General features: G+C 31.6%; 12 protein-coding genes. 1 reads left to right on the top strand and 11 read right to left on the bottom strand.

Annotation, left to right across the window (positions count from 1 at the left end):
* Nucleotides 1-4: 4 nt before the first annotated feature.
* The 7 genes from recD to rppH all read right to left on the bottom strand — a co-directional run bounded on the left by recD (nucleotide 5) and on the right by rppH (nucleotide 15884).
* A complete protein-coding gene (recD, locus tag BMSBPS_RS03090; RefSeq protein WP_022564146.1) occupies nucleotides 5-1858 on the bottom strand; it encodes an exodeoxyribonuclease V subunit alpha in 1854 nt (617 codons plus the stop codon).
* On the bottom strand, nucleotides 1855-5400 hold the full coding sequence (gene recB / locus BMSBPS_RS03085) for an exodeoxyribonuclease V subunit beta (protein ID WP_456064360.1): 3546 nt from the start codon (nucleotides 5398-5400) through the stop codon (nucleotides 1855-1857). The genes recD and recB overlap by 4 nt, the downstream gene beginning before the upstream one ends.
* Before the next feature lie 2018 nt (nucleotides 5401-7418).
* Entirely contained in the window at nucleotides 7419-10811 is a 3393-nt protein-coding gene (gene recC / locus BMSBPS_RS03080; protein ID WP_046201167.1) for an exodeoxyribonuclease V subunit gamma, read from the bottom strand.
* Between the two features lie 519 nt (nucleotides 10812-11330).
* A complete protein-coding gene (gene thyA, locus BMSBPS_RS03075; protein WP_022564142.1) occupies nucleotides 11331-12125 on the bottom strand; it encodes a thymidylate synthase in 795 nt (264 codons plus the stop codon).
* 17 nt (nucleotides 12126-12142) lie between these two features.
* Entirely contained in the window at nucleotides 12143-13003 is an 861-nt protein-coding gene (gene lgt / locus BMSBPS_RS03070) for a prolipoprotein diacylglyceryl transferase (protein WP_044169949.1), read from the bottom strand.
* A gap of 90 nt (nucleotides 13004-13093) precedes the next feature.
* Nucleotides 13094-15340, bottom strand: coding sequence for a phosphoenolpyruvate--protein phosphotransferase (gene ptsP / locus BMSBPS_RS03065; RefSeq protein WP_046201166.1), 2247 nt, complete (start codon nucleotides 15338-15340; stop codon nucleotides 13094-13096).
* Between the two features lie 52 nt (nucleotides 15341-15392).
* A complete protein-coding gene (gene rppH, locus BMSBPS_RS03060) occupies nucleotides 15393-15884 on the bottom strand; it encodes an RNA pyrophosphohydrolase (RefSeq protein ID WP_046201165.1) in 492 nt (163 codons plus the stop codon).
* Nucleotides 15885-16217: 333 nt separating this feature from the next.
* Here rppH and mutH point away from each other — a divergent pair, with 333 nt between their 5' ends.
* Entirely contained in the window at nucleotides 16218-16901 is a 684-nt protein-coding gene (gene mutH, locus BMSBPS_RS03055) for a DNA mismatch repair endonuclease MutH (RefSeq protein ID WP_022564138.1), read from the top strand.
* A 236-nt stretch (nucleotides 16902-17137) separates the two neighbouring features.
* Here the strand turns inward: mutH and lysA are convergent, their stop codons facing one another.
* The 4 genes from lysA to recJ form a co-directional block, all read right to left on the bottom strand.
* Nucleotides 17138-18412 carry a diaminopimelate decarboxylase gene (lysA, locus tag BMSBPS_RS03050; protein WP_022564137.1) on the bottom strand — a complete coding sequence of 425 codons (1275 nt, stop codon included), beginning with the start codon at nucleotides 18410-18412 and terminating at the stop codon, nucleotides 17138-17140.
* A gap of 673 nt (nucleotides 18413-19085) precedes the next feature.
* The gene (gene lysS, locus BMSBPS_RS03045) at nucleotides 19086-20606 is read right to left on the bottom strand and encodes a lysine--tRNA ligase (protein WP_022564136.1); all 1521 of its coding nucleotides are present in this window, start codon (nucleotides 20604-20606) and stop codon (nucleotides 19086-19088) included.
* A 5-nt stretch (nucleotides 20607-20611) separates the two neighbouring features.
* A protein-coding gene (prfB, locus tag BMSBPS_RS03040) for a peptide chain release factor 2 (protein WP_102029169.1) occupies nucleotides 20612-21710 on the bottom strand; the annotation gives its coding sequence in 2 pieces (ribosomal slippage) (nucleotides 20612-21634 and nucleotides 21636-21710; 1098 coding nt in all).
* Between the two features lie 204 nt (nucleotides 21711-21914).
* On the bottom strand, nucleotides 21915-23663 hold the full coding sequence (gene recJ / locus BMSBPS_RS03035; protein ID WP_235375453.1) for a single-stranded-DNA-specific exonuclease RecJ: 1749 nt from the start codon (nucleotides 23661-23663) through the stop codon (nucleotides 21915-21917).
* Nucleotides 23664-23715: the final 52 nt, after the last annotated feature.

The following is a 23715-nucleotide window of genomic DNA, read 5'->3' as shown; positions in this document are numbered from 1 at the left end:
ATTTTTAAATAGAAACACATAATCGTTCTAGTAAGCCACTATTTCGTTGAGTGCGTAATTGTATAGCATAAGAAAAAATGTTATGATCACCATATAAAGTTAATTTATTGCGCGCACGAGTAATTGCAGTATAGATTAATTCTCGAGTTAGTACTGGCAGACAATGTGTTGGCATTACTAACGCAACATGATCAAATTCTGATCCTTGTGATTTATGTACCGTCATAGCCCATGTCGTATTATGAGTTGGCAAACGGTTTGGTTGTACCATTTTAACTTTATTATTATCTAATAGAAAAAATACTTTTAGAAAACCTTGACGATCATACATAGTAATACCTACATCCCCATTAGATAACCCCAGTATACTATCGTTACGAGTTACCATTATTGGTCGTCCTTGATACCAAAAATTAGTAGTATTTATACTACAAGAACAGCGAATTAATTGCATTTTTCTTAACTTTTGCTCAATGCGCTGATTTAACCCTTCAATCCCGAATGGTCCCTCTCGAAGAACACATAAAAGTTGATACAAGTTGAATGCAGTTAAAATTTCTATAGGATCATGATTTTTTTGAATCAACCGTAAAATTGGACTATAACCTTCTATTACTTGTTCTAACATAGTTTCATAAGTTTGACTAGAGTTTATTGAATGACGATTAATATCAGTAAGGCTAGATTTTAATAAGTCTTCCATTAATTGAGTATTTCCATTAAGTACAGCTGATGCTAACTGAGCAATACCAGAATTAAAATGAAAACGATAATTTTTTCGCAACAGACAAATAGAATCACGGATAACTGGTGCGTACGCATTATTATTACCATAGACATAACAGCCGGTAAGCTTTCTAAGCTGTGAAGCACGTACAGTACTGTACCCAGCTTCAGCACAGCGGCAAATATCACCAAAGATAGCACCTACCTCTACGGAAGCTAGCTGATGATGGTCACCGAGAAAAATGACACGTGCTTTTAATGGTAAAGCAGCTATTAACTTTGTCATCATACTCAAATCAACCATAGAAGTTTCATCTACTACTAATACATCGAGATGCAAATGATGTTTATCATGATAATGAAGACGTTGTGTTTGCGGATGTGCTCCTAATAAACAATGCAGTGTTACTGCTTTTTTAGGAAAACTATTTTCTTCGTTTTTACTTATCGAAAGTTGATGTAACGTTTTGTGAAGAGCTTCACTTAAACGTGCTGCTGCTTTTCCTGTAGGAGCTGTTAACTGAATCCGTATTTTCCCTTTACTTAGTCGAATCAATGCTGCTAATAACTTTGCTACTGTAGTAGTTTTACCAGTTCCAGGACCTCCACATATTATTGTAATTTTTTGGGTTATTGCTGCTGCAGCAGCAATTTTATGAAAATTTTCTTCTTGAGTTCCAAAGAACTGATCTAGAACAATGCGAACTTGATTAAATTCAAAATCTTGCAATATAGATTGCTGTTGGAAAAAACGTGCTATTTTCCCTTCATCTTGCCATAATCGATGTAGATAAAGTCGATCTGCAACCAAAACAATTGGTGCTGTTTTGCTACCAATAATGCTAATTGCTGACCAACCATAAAATATAGTATACCAATCTTTCGGTTGACCAGCTGCTTTCCAAATTGCATGAGCAAGCTCAGGATGACGTCCTTTAAAAAGCAATTCACAAGTTAACTGCGACAATGGCAGGCAAACATGTCCATCACCAACTTTAGCGCTTAGACAAGCTGCTGCTAGGAGACGTGCGGGTTGAGAGTTGTTAGTGACTAATTGAGCAAATTGAATATCTAATGCACGAAATAAGTTTAATGTTGCTGCGTGTTCTAATAGCTGTATCATGTCGGTCATTGTATCATTGCCTTAGTACGAAATAAGGTATCTAACTGAAAAATACATTCATACTTCGGTCGTGTGTAAAATATACTGCTATTAGAAAAATTATTACTTTCAATACCACGTAAAAATAAATAAAATACACCTCCAAAATTTTCCTCATATTGATAATTAACAAGATGATGCTGTAAATAACGATGAAGTGCTAAGGTATAAAGCTGATACTGTAAATCGTATCGATGATTAATCATGGTCTCTATTATAGTTTTAGAGTTATAGGCTTTAGAGTTCGTACCTAACCAATTAGATTTATAATCTAATAAATAATATTTACCTTCAAATCGAAAAACTAAATCTATAAATCCCCTCAGCATACCTTGTATTTGTATAAAATCAAGTGGTGGGGCAAGAGAAGATAAAATATCATTTTTTCTTAATATGTTATTAAAGTCATTTGCCTTCAATAAATTATTAATCGGTAAGTAAAAGGACATCTCTGTTAATCGATTATGCTGAGATATCTGAGAAAGCGTCATTCCTTTCATGTTAAGTGGTACATTAACAACGTCTGTAATCCATTTTCTAAGCATTGGTTGCCAATAGGCAGAGTGACCATTTTTCTCTAAATATTGAGTTAGTTTCTGTTCGGTAGGAAGTTGTGAGAAATCTAGCAATTTAAATAATTCGTGTAAGAAAGTACCTGCTATAGTACCTCGAGGAAATTCATGAGGGGTTAATGATGTTATGTTATCTTTTTTAAAATTATTTTTTTCTGTAGTAACATCTATGTCTAAATTTGGTATTATTTGATGCAAAATATCAGCATGATGATGTACTAATTTAGTATAGCTAGTCACACACCATGGATCACATAGTTGACGCGTTATTTTACGAGCGCTCAGCAGAATATTATCCTTAACTTTTTGTTGTTTGTTTTGCTCTACGCCTACTATGTTACTAGATATTACTTCAAAAATAGGATTATTACTACTTATTTTATCTAGTATTACCTTTAGCTGATTTGCAGTGGCTTCTTTACCTTGCTGTAGTAAATAACCAAGCGCACTGAGATGTAAATCAGTAGTTACATTTGCTTTGTTAATTTTACATTCACGTAAGTTACGAACAATTGGTGCAATACCTACACTGCAATGATAGATTGAACGTGTTAATGCTACATACAATAAACGTAAGTCTTCTGCCAATCTTTTTTGTTTAGCTAATGCAAAACTTTCATCAGTAGATTTCATCAAAGTTAAGATTGTATTCAGTTCTCGAAATGCTACAGCAAACGGTAAGCATACTATTGGATATTGCAGTCCTTTAGATTTGTGAATTGTAACAATATGTACTAGACAACGATCATGTTCTAAACGTTGTTGTTCTTTAATAGATGGAGTATTTGGAGATGCTACTTTCCGTTCTAAATAGCGCACTAAAGCATGTTGCGTATCTAGTTTGAATGAAACTTCCTGCAATAATTCTCCTAAATGCATTAAATCAGTTAAGCGGCGTTCTCCATTTTTTGATGCTAATAAATTTTCTGGTAAATGATATTTATTCATAATTTGACGAAGCATGGGTAATAAACCGTATTGCTGCCATGTTAACTGCCATTCTGAAAAGACATTTACTAATTTATCCCAATAACGTATATCTTGATATAAATTCTCAAGCTGTAAAGCGCTAAAAGAAAATAGCGAAGTTGCTAAAGCAGTTCGTACTGTGCTTTCACATTCAGGTTCTAAAACTGCTTTTAATAACCATATTAATTCACGAGCTTCCAGTGTGCTATAAACACTATTCCGGTTCGAAAGATACACAGAACAAATATTAAATTGATTAAGTGCATTGCATATTAGATGCGCTTCATAATGGTTTCGAACGAGTACGGTAATATCAGATGCTTGAATCGGCCGTAGCATTTTCTCTTTACCCAATTGAGCACGCTGTTGTTGACCAGCTTCTAGCCAGACACTAATACTAGCTGCACACTGCTGTGCCATATATTTTTGATAATTATTAATGCTACAACTATTACCAGGTTGTAACCAAAAACGAAAAGCTGGCTGTGGTTGATTATCCAAAAGAAAAGTTAGCTTTTGATTCTCAAAGGCGCACTTTACTGGTAAAAAAGAAATATCATTAAAAATAAATGGATTATTAATTCGAGAAAAAATTTGATTAACACTATCAATCATAGCTGACGAAGAGCGCCAGTTAATATCCAAGGTATAATGTGATTTTATTTCATTGCGTGCCTGAATATAAGTAAAGATGTCCGCACCACGAAACCCATAGATAGCCTGTTTTGGATCACCAATTAGCAATAGTGCATGCGAAGGCTGATTTGAATATAATGCACGAAAAATACGGTATTGCAATGGATCAGTATCTTGAAATTCATCAATTAGAGCTACTGGAAAACGCTGTCGAATAGATTGTGCCAATTCATTACCACTAGTTTTTTTAAGAGCATCATCTAGCAAACTAAGCAAATCATTAAAACTGAGTATTGCCTTTAAGTGTTTTTGTTTTTTTACTGTACTATGTATTTCTTGTAATGCTTTACTAATAATTAGATTATGTAATGAAATATCTTTTTCCAAAAACTCGTCAATTTCTAAAAACAATGAATCGTAAGGAACATTGTCTTTATTTTTTTTTTGTCGTAATTTCTTTTGTCCAAAACGTATTAGTTCAGAAGGTATTTTATAATCACAAGTTTTACTGTCTGCCCACAGTGAAATTTTCTCAATCCATAAAGGTAAATATTTATTATTATATATACGTTTATCAACATCAGCTTCAGAAAGTAGCGTAAATATTGTTGGTACTTTTTTTAGCCACTTAGTTTTCATGGTATCAATAAGTAATAAATTTTTTTCATGTAATGAAATTAACGTTTCATTTTCATTAAATTGAAAATTTAAAGTAGGACCTTGACTTTGTAAAAAAGGGTATAATGTTTCCAACAATTTTTCAGGTCCACTCCATTTTTCAAAAATTATTTTTGCAATATCAAATGGTAGGGGATAGAAATGAGATCGCCAAAAATCGGTCGTGGCCTCTTGAAATAGATTTTTTTCATCTTCAATTAATTTTTGATTAAAAAAAATTCCAGATTCAAAAGCATTAATAGTAAGCATGCGCTGACAGAAACCGTGAATAGTAAAGATAGCTGCTTGATCCATTTGGCGCTCAGCCGCTAGCAGAAGTAAAGCAGCATCAGCAGGATCTAGAATATCGTTCAACAATTCCATTAGCATAGAATTGTAACTGTATTTACGAATACAAGCTAACCGTAATTCATGAATATTTTGATGAATACGATCACGGATTTCAGCAGTCGCTGCTTCAGTAAAAGTAACGACTAAAATCTCTTCTACTGATAGAGGTCGCATATATGCATATTTACCACCCAACCCTAGTAATAATCTTAGATATAGTATACTAATAGTAAAGGTTTTACCTGTACCAGCAGACGATTCAATAAGACATTCACCGTACAATTTAAGTCTCAATGGGTTAAAAAAAAATTCAGATGATTGCATGATCATAAGGCTTGCTGAGTTAATTGTTTGTTATGTAAGTATTTTCTTCATTTTGAATTTTTAAATTTTTTCGCTTTTAATTATTTTGTAGAATTTTAAAAAATCATAATTTTATCCTTTAGTTTCAATAAAATTCAATTAATTAAGTTAAATATTTTTAATTTATTTAATAACTTTCTTGAAAATATGAAAAATGCTATTTTTTTTGGGATCATTTTTATAAAGTTTTCTAGTGTTTTTTAATGAATGCATGCAAATGTAAGCTCAACTGCTAAAAAGTGCCTTGTTTGTTTAGAAAAAATTTGTATATTGTGTAAAGTATGTAGTTACTTTCCAAATTTAAAATAAAACAATTTAAAATTTTCAGTACATACAGCAACTTTTACCATTATTTTGTAAGCTATAAATTTTCCATATTATGCTAATAGAAGCCTAATTAATGAATATAAGTTTTTATTAGCAAAATTGATTTTATAACTAGATATAATTTAGCTTAAAATCTACTATTTACTTTTTACATTTTAAGTCGGTATAAGTTTATACTACAATTGGTACTCGTTCATGGTTTCTGTCTAGACTAACCTTTATAATTTTGTTATATATCTATTTAAGATTTATACTTAACATCTTTGGCTTTATCAATACTAACACTAGTATACACAGTACATATGTATATGAAATAATTATTAATTAATATATTAGATCATCTAATCTTTGTAGCATTTGATTATTATTTTTATGTTTTTTAAGTGTAGTGTTTTTATGGTAAGTTTACTTAATGGGAACATTTAATTAAAGCAGTTAATCTGATTTTTTTATAAAAATTTATGTTATTTCAAAATATTTTACAAATTCTCAGTGCCAATATTTAATTTACTTTCATATAAACGTAATGCTACGCCAATGTTTTTAAAACTTAAAATATGAGAGTAAATTGTACAAAAATGCCTTTATTTTATAATGATAAATAAATTCATTTAACTCATCATATAATAAATTGAATTAAATTAATAAATTTTATTCAATTTATTAAAATTTAAAACAATAATTATTAAAAGAATCATAGTAAGTAATGATCACCAAAATTGATTAACGTTATAGATAATATCAGAAATAAAATAATTAAAACTTTGCGTGTAGACGTAGATATATAAAAAATAAAAATTGCATATCTATTTTTTAGATATCAAAAATTGTAAGTTTGTCTATTATTCACAATGATAAGTAAATCAAATTTAATATATATTAGTAAATTTTATTGAATATCAAATATACTGTATATTTTTATTTTATTTTTTTATTTAATTCTCTTTATTAAAGATAATAAATTTAAAAAGGAATTTATTTTAAAATCATTATGTACTAATAGACTAAATTCTTATAGTCTGCTGTATTATCTTATTTTGGATAGCAAAATTGACAATTAATTCGATATCAGCTAAATTGTTTGAAACATATTACCAATATACAATACACTATTAGATGTAAATACTAGAATTTATAGAACACGCTTATAAGAATATAGTTTCACCATCAAAATTGATTTAACCGACGTCCAGTAATAACCCATTCAACTATAGTATCTAATCATTGAGCGATAACATCGTTTGTAGCATAGCCTTTTTGTTAAAATAGAGAATCTGTATCTCAACTAAGATAATATTAAAATGGTGTACTAATCTTTAATTTTAGTTACGTTATTCCAATACACTAACATATATGTTCAATATCATTAGAAATTTTAAACAACATCGCATACTGATAATTTAAAATTATAATTTTAAAAAAACACAGTATTATTATGGGTAATTTATTGCATAATAATACTATTATAAATAACTCTATTGATAGACTATTAAAACGATTTTATAAAAATAGTGTTCATTAATGAAATCGTTAAAACTTAAATTTACTTAATATAAATAAATATTAGTTTATAACTATTTATTTTAAGTCATTTATTATTTTTTAACTCAATCTTAATTTTTTGTATTGACTTAATCTTTTTTAAGTAAAGTTTTTTAAAAACCATTGTTATTGTATTCCGTATGATCATGCGATACATATACTAGTAAATACCATTTTCGTGCAGTATCGACAATCATCTGTTGTACAATATTATTGTGTAACGTTCGTGTAAGACGATGAAAATAAGGATCATGGCTTTCCCCTCTAATTTTAGAATCACCTTGCCATTTTTGAATTAATTTATTCATTGCCTCCGTCTGTGTTTTTTGATTGTTAATTAATTGTCGCGATTCAGTATCAAAACTAATATTTAACCACGCACTGCTAGATTGATTAGTCAGCATTAAGGGTTGTGTTAGTCCCATTTGATAACCATTGACATAATTCTTTAAAATTAATAAAGCTTTGTTTTTTTCTAGTGCGTTAAAACACCAACGACTTTTTTTGCATCCATATATACGACTTGTCCCGCTACCGCCCATTGCGCAATATACTAAATGCTCTAACCATAATAGTAAACCATCACTTATACTCAATATACTGGGACGGAATCGTAATAAGCCATTATTAACTTGAATCTGATTTAACCACCCAGTTAATTGGATATTATCTAATTGTAGATTCACTTCCCAATTTTCTATTTCTTGAGATTGAGTACTAAAATTAGAAACTATTTTCTTCATTTCTTCAACTTGAGTTTTCCAAAAAATTTCTCCAAATGCACCATAAGGTAAATTACCGGCAGTGCGATGATACTTATAGAGTTGATCAACATTCTGATTATTTATTAATGCATTAAGTAATTGTGTATTAAGTTTATAACATTCTAATTTATTAAGAAAAAAAGGTTCGCTATCTGGCAATTCAGTGTTACTTTGAGTTGAAAAATTAACACCTAGGGATTGTTGAAACCAAGTTCGTATTGGATGACGCCAAAAAGCTAATAATTGTTTTATTGAAAGACTGTTAATACGCTGTATCCGCAATGGTTTAGTAAAAAAGTTTGATGGTACCACACCGCTGTTATTTGCTGCATTCAACCATTCGCTTGCAAAGCTTTGTCTGTTTTCACTAGAACGAAAATTTTCTGGAGAAAAAGGCATACGACTATGCAATATCTGAAGATGATTGCGTACACGGCACGCACTAACATCTGGTACACACTGCTCGTCGCCAGCTAAACAAAAACTGTTAGAAATATAATCCATTAATTCTTTTACCATAATTGATGGATAAAGCTTACTATTATCTTGTATGGTACGACCAATATAGCTAATATAGAATTGATTTTGACATGCAATTAATGCTTCAAGAAAAAAATAATGGTCATCATCGCGAGAACTGCGATCACCTTTACGTATTTGTTGTTGCATCAGATCAAAATTCAAGGGTAGTAATGAACGAGGATACATACCATCATTCATCCCTAATAAACAAATGACCTTAAAAGGGATTGAACGTATTGTTCTTAAGGTACAAAAATTAATTGGCCCACTAGAAAAATGTTGATTAATATTATGTTGTTCTAAGCGTGTGCGAAGATTATCATATAATAACGTAATAGAAATAGGTTTATCATATTTAGCTTGAATACCCTGTTCAATAATTTCCTTCCATTGTATTTCTATAAATAGTAATGCCAAGTGACTTTCAGAATCATCGATGAAAAACACATCAATTAACTCACGGCATAATGGTTTCCATTCACTAAGTGTTCTGGCCTTTGATAGGCGAATGTGCCATACCTCAAGACAAGATAGTAACTTTGCAAGATGACCGACTATTTCAGCTATTAAACCTCTAGATTCATCGTATGGAAGAATCCCCTCCCAATCACCATGAGAGCTTTCTAATGCATAGCCTAGCAACATCCGCTGCAAGCCAAAACGCCAAGTATGTTGCCCAGTAGTAGGTAGTGATAAAGCTTCTACATTAGTATCATCTAATCCCCAACGGATACCAGATTCAACTACCCAACGACGTAGCAAACGTAAGTTACTTTCGTCTATTGAAAAACGTTGTGCTAATGCAGATACCTCTAGCAATGCTAATACTTCTTCTAAACAAAAGCGACTGAATGGTAATTGTAGTAAATTGAGCAATGCTACCATTACTGGATGTATTTGAATTTTATTACGATCTAAAATAGTAAATGGCAAATAACATTGATCATGCACTCTGCTAAAAGTTGCTTGAATAAAAGGAGAATAACTATTAATATCCGATACCATTACAACAATGTCGCGTGTTTTCAGTTCAGGATTTTTTTCCATTATTGTTAGCAAATAATTTTGTAAGACTTCTACTTCACGTTGTATACTATGACAAACTTGAACAATAATAGAGCGATCTGTAGGATTAAGTGTAATCTTTTTAGTACTATCAGTAAGTTCAGCAGCATTCAATCCAATAATTGTATTATCATCTAAATTAAGAATATCCCTCTGGACACTATGTAATAAACTATCTTTTTGTATATCAACGAACGCATGGATATCATTAGCTGAACATTCCATTTGGTTAATAAGATAAAGATTATCACGACCTAATTTTCCCCATGAAGCTAATAGCGGATTAGTTAATTGTTGTTCACTTAGTCTATTAAATGATACTGGTACTATATTTGATATAGGTAAACAATACAGGCGACGCCGTTGACGACCTTGCATCTTTGCTAAAAAAGAGTAATCTTGAATATCACCCCAATAGTAACGACAAGGATTAATAAAAAACAAATGAATACTAATATGTCGTCCAAGCGCTTCTAAAACTTGTAGATACATGGGAGGTAATGCTGAAATACCGAAGATAAATACACGCCTTGGCAAATTTAGCAGAGATATTGGAACTTCTTCTAATATCTGAATAAAACGAGTATAAAGATTAGCATAATGCCATGCTGGTTGTCCTTTTTTTTTAGTCATATAAACTAAATGGCACCATAATTCAGCTTGCCACTGCTGTGTTTTTCCTAATCCATCTATCAACTGACCATTTTCCCAAATATTTAACCAATCAGGACGATATATAAGATATTGATCAAATAAAGTAGCAATTCGCATGCTGAGTTGATGTAACTTTCGTTTATCATCATCGGCATAGAGATATTGTTTTATTGAATAAAAATTTTTTTTGTTCAATAAATTAGGAAGACAATGCATTAATTTCCAAGTCATTTGCGTTTTAGTAAAAGCATATTCTTCTGGAATTTCAGGTAATACCTTCAAAAACATATTCCAAATAAAAGTTTCTGGAAATAAAAAATTTATATTAGCTGAAATACTAAAATGTTTTGCTAGTTCTATTTGAAGCCAATGAGCCATACTTGTATTATGTACCAGGATTTGATCAGCATAAAATGGATCAGAAAATGATTCGATTGTTATTAATTTTATTAACAAATCTTTTAAAAGATCGAGCTGATTAGAATGATAAATTCGAAGCATAAGTTCTCTTAAGAAATTAAAAATAGGAAAATACAATTAAGGAAAAATGTTTGCTGATTTTTATATCTTAGTAAGATACATTTATACCAATATCCATATATTTATATGTTTGTCATGGTTTTTACGTAATTTAAATATTTAAATGAATTTTTTATAAAAAATAAGATTCTATCTATACTCATAAAGCGAATGCAAAGATTTTAATCTAACTGTATATGCAATGAAATTAAATTTCATTTTTAGTACTAACTAAAGATAGTAAAAATCTTTAAAAATCTCTTATTGTATGGATTGTTATTGTTTGTAAGAATATTTTAGGTATTGATTTTGTATATTAAAAACTAAGGTTATTAATTTATACATGCATCATATTCTTTATATTGAATAAACATTGCTTAATTTTAATATAAAAATTTTATATAGACTCAATAGATATTCGTAACTGATTCATAATATGCTTGGAAATAATAATCATTAAATTTTCTTTAAAACAAGACTAAAATTTTCATAATTATAAATTTAAATTGCAACGGGTGCTGTAATTTTTGAATATGGATCATAATTTTCTATCTTAAAATCACTAAATTGATAACCAAATATAGAAGAGGGTTTACGTTTGATGAGTAATTTGGGCAATGAACGCGGTTTGCGTACTAGCTGAAGGCGAGCTTGCGTTAAATGATTAATGTACAGATGAGTATCTCCACCTGTCCAAATAAAATCACCAACTTCTAAATCGCACTGTTGTGCCACCATATGTATTAACAATGCATAGCTTGCTATATTAAATGGTAAACCTAAGAATATATCACACGAACGCTGATATAATTGACAAGATAACTGACCATTCAAGACATAAAATTGAAACAAGACATGACAGGGTGCTAGTGCCATTTTATTCAAATCACTTACATTCCATGACGAAATAATCATACGTCGTGAATCAGGATCACGTTTTAACTGTTCTATTACAGCAGTAACTTGGTCAATTTCTTGACCTGATGCGCACTGCCAATGTCGCCATTGTTTACCGTATATAGGACCAAGATTACCCTGTTTGTCTGCCCATTCATTCCAAATAGTAACTTTATTTTTGTTTAAATAATGAATATTAGTATCGCCTTTTAAAAACCATAATAACTCGTGAATAATTGAATAAATATGTACTTTTTTAGTTGTAAGTAGCGGAAAACCTTGTCGTAAATTGAACCGCATTTGATAACCAAAAATGGAAAGTGTACCTGTTCCAGTACGATCATTCTTTCTACTTCCTTGATTGATTACATGCTGTACTAAATTAAGATATTGTTTCATAATTACCTCGCACTTTTTTATTTCACATTACAAAAGTATGCCCAAGTAATTATAATGATGCCAGATAAAATCATGGGTATGGAAAGGATTTGACCCATGCTAATATAATCTTTAAATAAACCAAGTTGTATATCTGGCTCTCGTACAAATTCTACCATTACTCGGAAAACACCATAACTAATTAAGAATAAACCAGAGACACTACCTGTAGGATGTGTTTTTCTAATAAAAATATTTATAATTATAAACAATATAATACCTTCTAAAAATAATTCATATAATTGTGAAGGATGTCGTGGCAATACGCCATATTTATTTAATAACTCTGCATAACATGGATGATGAGCTACAACTATCATATCTTCCATTCTTGAACCCGGAAACAACATAGCAAACTTAAAATTCGGTGCTACTCTACCCCATAATTCACCATTAATAAAATTGCCTAATCGACCTGCGGCAAGGCCAAACGGCACTAAAGGTACAATAAAGTCTGAAACTTGAAAAAAGTTGCGATGAGTATAATACGAAAACCATGATATAACCACGATCACGCCAATTAATCCACCATGAAAAGACATACCACCATGCCAAATTTGAAATAAACTGATTGGATTTTTTAAAAAAAATGGTAGGTTATAAAATATCATATAACCAATCCGTCCCCCCAATAATACACCTAAAAAACCAGCATATAAAAGTGTTTCTACTTCTTTTTTTTTCCACTCACTCATAGGTTTATTAGCACGACGTAATGCAAGCCAAATAGCAAATAAAAAACTTATTAGATACATTAAACCATACCAATGAACTGAAAGAAGTCCAATAGAAAAGATCACTGGATTAATATCTGGGAATACAATATAATTGCAATTCATGTCGTTACCATTAATGTGTATCTTAAAAAGATACATACTATATATGTGATTAATAGAGCTATTTCGTCATTTAAGTAAGTGAGCGTACAATTAAGATCCACCTCTAATTAAACTACTTAAACCACAACCTTCCATAAATACTGAAATAAGATGTCTAACTTCTGATACAGTATTTGCTGCTATTCCATATTTACTGAGTTTGCGTGCTTCCTCACGATCTATATGATTTAGAAGATATTTTATCCGAGGAATATTTTTGCCATTTATACTGAGATTAAAATAACCCAAACCGATTAATACAGGAACACACATGGGATCACTGGCCATTTCACCACATAAGCATACTTCTATCTTAACTCTTTTGGCTTCATAAGCAATAATATGCAGTGCTCGCAATATTGCTGGATGAAGAGGATCATATAAACTGGCAACTCGTGTATTATTACGATCTACTGCTAGTAAATACTGTATCAAATCATTTGTTCCCACTGAGATAAAATTTACACGAGTTGCTAACTGTGGGATCATAAATAACATTGATGGAACTTCGATCATAAGCCCAATACGTGGCTTTAAAATTGAATAACCTAACATTTCTTCTACTTCACGACCAGCACGATCAATTAAATTACAGGCGTCTTCAATTTCATCTATATGACTAATCATCGGCAATAAAATACTTAGATTACCAGATGCTACATTAGCACGTAACATGGCACGAATCTGTACAAGGAAAATTTCTGGCTGATCGAGTGTTAAGCGAATTCCTCGCCAACCAAGACAAGGATTCTCTTCACTAATTGGCATATACGGTAATTGCTTGTCAGCTCCTATGTCCAATGTACGTAATGTTACCGGTTTATTGTAAAAAAGCTGCAGCATACCTTGATACTGTTCTACTTGTTCTTCCTCAGAAGGTAAACCATTTTGTAGCATAAAGGGAATTTCAGTGCGATAAAGTCCGACACCATCAATCCAACTATCTAATGCGTATTCATATTCTGGACTTAAACCAGCATTGAGCATAACTTGAATACGTTCACCGCTTTTCAATTTTCCAGGTTGTTCAGCGATATGTTCGGCCATTTTACTTAATGCATTTTCTTCACTGATTAATTTTTGATATTCCTGTACTAATAATGGCTCAGGATCAATTAACACTTCTCCACAGTAACCGTCTACAATTAACTGGCGCTTATTAAGACGTGACAGTAAAACATCTGCACCCATTACAGTAGGAATTCCCATGGCACGAGTTAGAATTGCTGCATGTGAATTAGATGCACCATCACGCACTACTATACCTACAAGTCGTTCATGTGGTAACTCTGCTAACATTGTTGCAGTAAGTTCTTCTGCTACTAATATAAAGTATTCTGGCCAAGTATTAGTATTAACTACATTATCATCTAGGTGAAATAGTAAGCGCTGTCCAACCACGCGCAAATCAGCTGCGCGTTCACGCAAGTATTGATCTTGTAACTTATTAAATTGTATAATTAATTTTTCAATTACAGTTTTTACTGCCCATTCTGCAACAGCACCGTGATCGATTTGATTAAAGAGATCTTTCTTTAATCTTACATCACTTAATAGATGCGAGTATAGATCAAAAATTGCTGCACTTTCTTTTTGAACACGAGCTGTAAAACGTTTGCTAAAGCGACGAAATTCATTAATTGTTTCATCCATAGCTACTATTAATCTATCACGTTCACGTTGTGTATTTATGGTTGAAGCAACACAAACCTGTTCAAGAAGAGGTTCAGTTTCGTTCATCCACCCTAGTGCAATAGAAATACCAGGTGCAGCAGGAATAGCTTTAATTCGCTTTTGACGAAATTGACCGAACAACTGACTAAGTTGAGATTGTGATAACAATGCTGCTATTTGCATAGCCAATGTAACTAAAAAAGATTCTTCAGTTTCATTAAATTGACGATGCTCACGCTGTTGTATTACCAATACGCCTAGTAACTGTCTTCGACTGATAATCGGAGCTCCGAAGAAAGAACGATAGCTCTCTTCTTTTACAGAAGGAATGTATTTAAAGCTAGGATGATTCTGTGCATCTGCAAGATTAATTGGTTCAGCTAAACGTCCAACAAGACCTACAATACCCTCATCAAATGCTAGAGTCACAGTATATCCTTGAGGTTTTTTTAATCCTCGTGTTGCCATTAAGTAATAACAATGATGCTCGTGATCCGCAAGATAAATCGAGCAGACCTCTGTTGCCATTGCAAGACAAATTTCGTTTACAAGAAGTTCAAGAGCTTCATTTACACGATGTTCACTTGCTACTTTTTCTACTATTTCGCGTAATTGAGTAAGCATGAAAAGCTTGGTCGCCTATCCTCCTGTACTTTAAATGTAAAGCGCTTTTATACTACCCAGTCCCCTGTACAGATATTACTACAGTAGCAAATTCTTTCATGACGCGCTGATATACATCGCGTTTAAAAGAAACAATTTGACGAACTGGATACCAAAAACTAACCCATTGCCATTTATCAAATTCAGGTTGTTTACTATTATTTTGCATATTAATGTTTATATCACTGCCTATCAATTGCAGAAAAAACCACTTTTGTTTTTGGCCAATGCATACTGGTTTTGTGTCCCAACGCACTAAACGTTTTGGTAACCTGTAACGTAACCAACTACGGGTTGAAGCAAGTATTCGGACATCTTTATAGCGCAAACCTACTTCTTCAAACAGTTCACGATACATTGCTTGTTCAGTAGTTTCACCTAAATTAATTCCTCCCTGAGGAAATTGCCAAGACTGTTGTTTAAAACGTTTAGCCCATAATACTTGTTTCTGTATGTTACAAATTACAATACCAACGTTTAGGCGGTAGCCATTACTATCTATCACTAGACTACCTCAAAACTAAATTTAAATAATTTAATTGTTTCACACTCCTTTAAGATGGTAAACTGAAGAGTATGTATTATTATTTAATATAACTAAATGATTAGTTACTAATTTAATAAATATCATAACTAATCATCATAATTACTTTGTATATAAAATATTTGATAAATATGATTTAGTTGACTTTATGGTCTTTTAATAAAAAAAATCAAACATTTTAATTTTTAAAAAATCATTTAAAATGATTTTTTAAAAATTAATAATACAACTTGAATATGATCTACATCACTAATCTTTCTTTTACTCTATAGATGATAAAATATGAGATTATCCATGATATATCCAAATTTACTATTTCCTAGACCACCGAAAAATGAGATAGAATTACTCAAGCGTGCTTATGAATTAACTGGCAAAAGTTTGTTGTCATTAGCAAAAAATTTTAATCTGTCAATACCTACTAATTTAAAACACGCTAAAGGATGGATTGGCATGTTACTAGAATTATACTTAGGCGCTAATGCAACTAGCAAACCTCAGCAAGATTTTTCACATCTTGGAATTGAACTTAAAAGCATTCCAGTGAATACAGAACGGAAACCTTTAGAAACTACTTTCATTTGTATGGTACCTCTAATTAAAAATAACAATATTACTTGGGAAAATAGCTATTTAAGATATAAGTTAAAACGTGTATTATGGATACCCGTAGAAGGAAATCATTCTTTAGAATTAGCAAAACGTCGCATAGGACAACCGTTGTTGTGGAGTCCTAATAAAGAAGAAAACCAAAAACTACATCAAGATTGGGAAGAATTAATGGAAATTATAGCATTAGGTAAAATAGACTTTTTAAATAGTCGATATGGCGAATGGCTACAAATTCGACCTAAAGCCGCTAACAGTAAGGCTCTTACTCCAGCTATTGGCGAAAACGGAGAAATTATAATGACACTACCTCGTGGTTTTTATCTTAGAAAAAACTTTACTGAATTACTTTTAAAAAGTTATTTTTAACTATAACAACTAATTAAATTAAAAAAATATAATTGCAAATTAATATTAGTTGTTTTTTTTTGCATACATTGTATCTTGAACTAATATAAAAATTACATTTTTGTCATGTGTTTCTATTCACTATAGCTAAATTAAATTAAAAGAATTTTTCTATCATCAATTAATTTTTTTACTCCTATAATTTTGCTTACTGTTGATAAATGTCCTTTGTGTTTGTAAAAATGAAACTAGATCATTTAAAATGAAATATCTTTTTTAAATTCAAGTTTCAACAATTCGTGTATAGTTTGAGCTCGACGAATCTCACTTATTTGACCATTTTTAAACAAAACTTCTGGGATCAAAGGACGACTGTTATAATTTGATGACATGGAAGCACCGTAAGCGCCGGTATCATGGAATACAAGATAATCACCTACTTTTACTGCAGGAAGAAGGCGAGTTTCCAATTCACCATTTTCTAATTGAGTAAATACATCACCAGATTCGCATAGCGGACCAGCAACTATACTGTCGATGAGCATTGGATTTTCATCTAAAGTGTGCCCATCTGCGCGTAATACAGAAATATGATGATAACTACCATACATAGATGGACGTATTAAATCGCTAAAACCAGTATCCACTATAACAAAATTCCTACTACCCATCTGTTTAACTGCGCGTACTTGTGACACTAGTACGCCAGATTCAGCTACTAAAAATCGTCCTGGTTCAATTTCTAGTTTTACAAGATGACCCAAATGTTTAGAGATACGTTTTTTTGCATGGTTCCAAAGTTCGAAATAATGCTTTATATCAATTTGTTGTTCCCAAAAACGATATGGTATTGACAAACCGCCACCTGCTGAAATTACTTCTAAATCTTGATTCAAGCTTATTACCTGTTCTACCATTGCATTGCAAACTTTTTTTAAATGTATGTAATCAACGCCGGAACCAATATGCATGTGTAATCCTACTAAACGCAAACGATAACGCTGAATGATTCTCATAGCTTGTAATAAATCAGCGTGCCAAATACCATGTTTGCTATTTTCTCCACCAGTATTTGTTTTACAACTATGACCATGTCCAAATCCTGGATTTACACGTAACCATACTGTATGACCAGGTGATATCCTGCCTAATTGATCTAGCATATCTATGGATCCAGCATTAACTGGTATATTTAATTCAGCAACTCGTATTAATGTTACTTCATCTATTACGTCTGCAGTGAACATAATATCTTCTCCACCAGGTTTATAACCAGCAGTTAGTGCTCGTTCAATTTCGCCTAGCGACACTGAATCTACTTTTACACCAGCGGTCTTCATCAAACGTAAAATGTGAATATTCGAACAAGCTTTCTGTGCAAACCGAACTATATCAAAATCACGTAGTTGTTCAATACGTTTTTGAATAATAGCAGCATCATATACCCAAAATGGACTTTTATAATACATTGCTAACTGTATTAGATTTGAAGTGTTTAATGCTGTTTTACTGTCATTTAAAGCATATGGCATTATTAAGTTTCCTTTAGCAAAATTGAATTAAAAATAATATGAAAAGTTTTTATATGTATATTAAATAAGACATTTTATGAATACAGAATGATTTATGAAGCAGATTGTTCAGTACCATATTATTTTTACGTGAGTAAAATAATATGGTACCTTTTTACTATTCATGAAAATTTAATAATTAATATAATTGGCTGAGCTAATCTAATATTAAGTTACAAACTTTATATCTGTTTAGCTTTAATCATAATTATTTGAAAAAAAATAATAAAAAATCTACTAAAAGCGGCTTATTTAATGAAAGGGAACATGCATTGCATGATATTTTTTACCATAAATCACAGTAGCTCTAAAGGAATTTAAAAACTAAATCATTAAAATAAATATTAACTTACAATTTAAAAAAATTTAAATTGATATATTAACTTAGTTTTGATAGATCCTGTTTTATCTACATTTAAAACTATCACATTTAAAAAATGTTATTTAAAAATTCAGTATACTTATTATTAATAATTTTTTGTCTCTTATACCTTGATAAGGTATTTATTTATATTAAAGAATTTCACCTTACTCTATTATGATACTATTAATCAAATTGAAGAAAATTGTACATAAAATTATGCAATTAATTATATTAAAGGAATAGAAATATTTTACAAAATATAATTGATAGCTAGTGTTTTTTAAAACGCATTGACGGAAATAAAATCACGTCTCGGATAGTATGGCTATTTGTTAGTAACATTACCAAACGATCAATACCAATGCCTAATCCTGCCGTTGGTGGCAAGCCATGCTCTAATGCAATGACGTAATCTTCATCATAACAAATCGTTTCACTGTAATCTGTTTTTTTTGTAATTATTTGTTTTTGAAAGCGATTTGCTTGATCCTCAGGATCATTAAGCTCAGAAAAACCATTACCAATTTCATGACCACCAACAAAGAACTCAAAACGATCTGTAATTTCCAATTTTTTATCGTTACGACGTGCTAATGGAGAAACTTCAACTGGATATTCAGTAATGAATGTAGGTTGAATCAAGTTTTTTTCAACGATTGCTTCAAAAATTTCTGTAATTATTCGCCCTAAACTCCAATGTTTTTCAGTTTTAATATGTAGTGAATGCGCCATAGATACTACTTTATCAAAATTTTCAAAATCTATCATATCTGTTTTTGGACAATATTTCTGAATAGCTTCAGACATAGTAAGTTTTTCAAAAGGCTCACTAAAATCAAAATTATATTTTCCATACGAAATCTTTGTGGTACCTAAAACTTTTATAGATAAAGTTCGCAATAGATTTTCCATCAATTGAATCATATCATTATAATCTGCATATGCCATATACACTTCCATCATAGTAAACTCTGGATTATGATGTGTCGAAATGCCTTCATTACGAAAGTTACGATTTAGTTCAAAAATTCTCTCGAAACCACCTATTACAAGACGTTTTAAATATAGCTCTGGTGCAATTCGTAGGTACATATCAATATTAAGTGCATTATAGTGTGTAATAAATGGTCGTGCGGAAGCACCACCGGCAATATTTTGCATCATTGGCGTTTCTACTTCCATAAAATTATTTTCGATCATAAAGTTACGTATGCACATGATGATGTTAGAACGTACTTTAAAAATTGTACGCGATTGCTTATTAATAAGTAAATCAAGATAACGCTGACGATAACGAGTTTCTTGATCAGTTAACCCATGAAATTTGTCAGGCAATGGACGCAATGATTTTGTGAGTAAATGTAGTTCAATACAATGAATAGATAGCTCACCGGTTTTAGTCTTAAATAATTTACCACGTGCACCAATAATATCCCCAATATCCCATTTTTTGAATTGTTCATCGTATATACCTTCAGATAAATTTTCACGCATTACATAAAGCTGAATACGACCACCTACATCTTGTAAGATTACAAATGAAGCTTTACCCATTATGCGTCGATTCATCATGCGACCAGCTACGCTCACTACAATACCAAGTTTTTTTATTTCTTCGTTACTTTTTTGAGAATAACGATCATGGATTTCATCAGAGATAATATCTCGACGAAAATTATTAGGAAAAGCTATATTATTTTTTAGTAGTATATGGAGCTTTTCACGACGTATTTTTAGTTCATGGTTTAATACGAGCGTATTATTAGGGTCGTTTGGTTCTTTTTCAGACATATTAATTATAATCCTGCTTTCAAACTTGCCACAATAAAACATTCGAGATGACCATCTAGTACCAGTTGCGTATTACGAGTCTCTATACCAGTTCGCAAATCTTTGATACGTGAATCATCAAGAATGTAAGAACGAATCTGACTACCCCAGCTAATATCAGATTTACTTGCTTCTGTAGTCTGTTTATCTACATTTTTTTTCTGCATTTCATATTTATATAATTTTGCTCGCAGTTGTTTTAAAGCTTGTTCTTTATTCTTATGCTGAGAACGACCATTTTGACACTGTACTACAATATTAGTTGGTAGATGAGTAATGCGTACAGCAGATTCAGTTTTATTTACGTGCTGACCACCAGCACCAGATGAACGATAAACATCAATACGAAGATCAACTGGATTAATTTCAATATCAATATCATGATTTATTTCTGGGTAAACAAATACTGAACTAAATGAAGTATGGCGACGACCAGCAGAATTAAAAGGGCTCTTACGCACTAAACGATGTACACCTGTTTCAGTACGCATCCAACCAAAAGAGTAATCACCTATCACTTTAAAAGTAACAGATTTTATACCAGCTATCTCACCTTCAGATTCTGCAATAATTTCCGCTTTAAGACCTTTCAATTCTATCCAGCGAAGATACATACGAAACAACATGCTAGCCCAATCTTGTGCTTCGATACCACCAGAACCGGCCTGAATATCTACATAACAATTAGCCCTATCATTCTCACCAGAGAACATACGATAAAATTCTAAGTGGTTTAATTTAACTTCCAGTGCATTCAATTCAGAAATGGCTAACTTAAAAAGTTCTTCATCCTTACATTCTTCTGCAAATTCTAATAGCTCATTTAAATCGTTTGGAGTCTGTTGTAAAGTATCTAATGTTTCTATTACTGAATTTAATAATACTTGTTCTTTACTTAAAGATTCTGCACGTTTAGGTTCATTCCATAGATTTGGTTGTTTTAATTCAATGTTCACTTCTTCAAGGCGTTCTTTTTTGAGATTATACTCAAAGATACCTCCTAAGAACACCAATACGGTCTATTAATACTTCAAGACGATTTTTAAGAAGAATAATTTCAAACATATATTTTCTTTTTAATTAATGGTTTAATGAATTAGGAATACAAGTTTAGCTGTTAATTTCTCACAAATGAAAATAAATTTTATTTATATAGAATTTTTTCTATAACTTTCAGCTATTCGTAATGAAATAACATATTTAGTTACAAATGAATTAATTATATCATCCTGAAAGGATTTTCAAAATTCTTGAAGAATTTTTTACTACTTATATCTGAGGCCATATATAATGTATATTTAATTGAATCAATTTATTGCCACGATATTCATTAATCCCAAGTTTATATGCCATAGTTATCTGGTATACTCTGTAATTCGGCCATTTATTAGTATCAACATTAAAAACTATACCATGTAGAAATGCTTTGCTATTTCCATCAAGCGGGCACACAATAACTTTGAGATGGTTTCCCCCTACTAAACGTTGTTGTAATAATTTGAATTTGCCATCAAATATAGGTTCTGGAAATGCTTGCCCCCATGGACCAGCTTCACGTAGCATTTGAGCAGTATTCAATGAAAATTGCTGTACATTTAATTCGCCATCAGACCAGATTATATCTTGAAAAGATTTTCCTTTTAAGCATTGGTTAATCAGTATAACAAATTGCTTACAAAATTCTTTATATTTAACTTCTTCTATACATAAACCAACTGCCATAGAATGCCCACCAAATTCGATAATCAAGCTAGGGAACAAACTATTAAGACGTTTTAGCACATTATACAAATGCAAACCGGAAATTGAACGACCAGAACCTTTTAGCACTCCTTGTTCAGCAGGTGCAAAGGCAATTACTGGGCGACGAAAACGTTCTTTTAAACGTGATGCTAAAACGCCTATTACTCCTTGATGCCAATTAGAACTATAAAATACTAAACCCTGTGGAAGAACTTTATATTGTGCTTGGAACATATTGCACATAGCTAAAGCGTCTCTCTGCATATGATATTCAATTTTTTTTCGAGTTTGATTAAACATATCGAGTTTATTAGCTAATATTTTTGCTTCTGTATTAGTATTGCTGAGCAATAATGCAACACCGACTGACATATCATCTAAACGCCCGGCAGCGTTCAGTCTTGGTCCGATATTAAAAGCAAGATCATTTTCAACTAATTGATTTATATTGCATTTACAAAGATTTAATAGGGCACGTATCCCTTTTCGACATTTACCTGCACGAATACGCATTAAACCTTGCCATACTAAAATACGGTTATTACAATCAAGAGGTGCCAGATCAGCAATAGTGCCAAGTGCCACTAAATCAAGTAATTCTGCTAGATTGGGCTCTGAACGGCTATTGTTAAACCAATTATGTTTTTTTAAGTAAGCACGAAGTGCAACCATAAGATAAAAAGCTACACCTACACCGGCCATTGAACGCGATGGAAAAGTACTATTAAGCAAATTAGGATTTACTATAGCTTCAGCTAAAGGCAATTTTGCATTAGGCAGGTGATGATCGGTTACTAATACGGGAATTCCATATCGGTGACATGTCTCAACACCAGCATATGATGAAATGCCGTTATCTACAGTGAGAATCATTTCAGCACCACGATTTCGTGCTTTTTGAACTACTTTTGGGCTGAGACCATATCCATCTTTAAAGCGATTTGGTAATAAATAATCAATATTACCTCCCATGCTACGTAACGCTAACACAGTTAAAGCGGTACTGGTAGCACCATCAGCGTCGAAATCACCTACTACCAAGACTCGTCTTTCGGTTTGCAGCATCTTATACAATAATCTAACCGCACTATTAATATTATTAAGTCCATGCCAAGGTAGCAAATATTTGGTACTACGCTCAATATCGCTTGTTTTTTTTATCCCGCGATGGAGATAAATTTGACGCAATAACGGAGGTAAATCAATGAGTAAATTAGTATTAACCTCAACTTTACGCCTGCGCAGTTCGACTAAAGGATCTTTAATAGATCTCAAAATTTTGATTTCACTCCTCCGAATTTTTAAGCATTCATTATATTGTTTATAA

The organism is Candidatus Pantoea carbekii (assembly GCF_000971765.1).
Lineage (GTDB): Bacteria > Pseudomonadota > Gammaproteobacteria > Enterobacterales > Enterobacteriaceae > Pantoea_A > Pantoea_A carbekii.
Note: the sequence above shows the minus strand (reverse complement) of the source record. Positions and strands in the feature narration are given on the sequence as shown.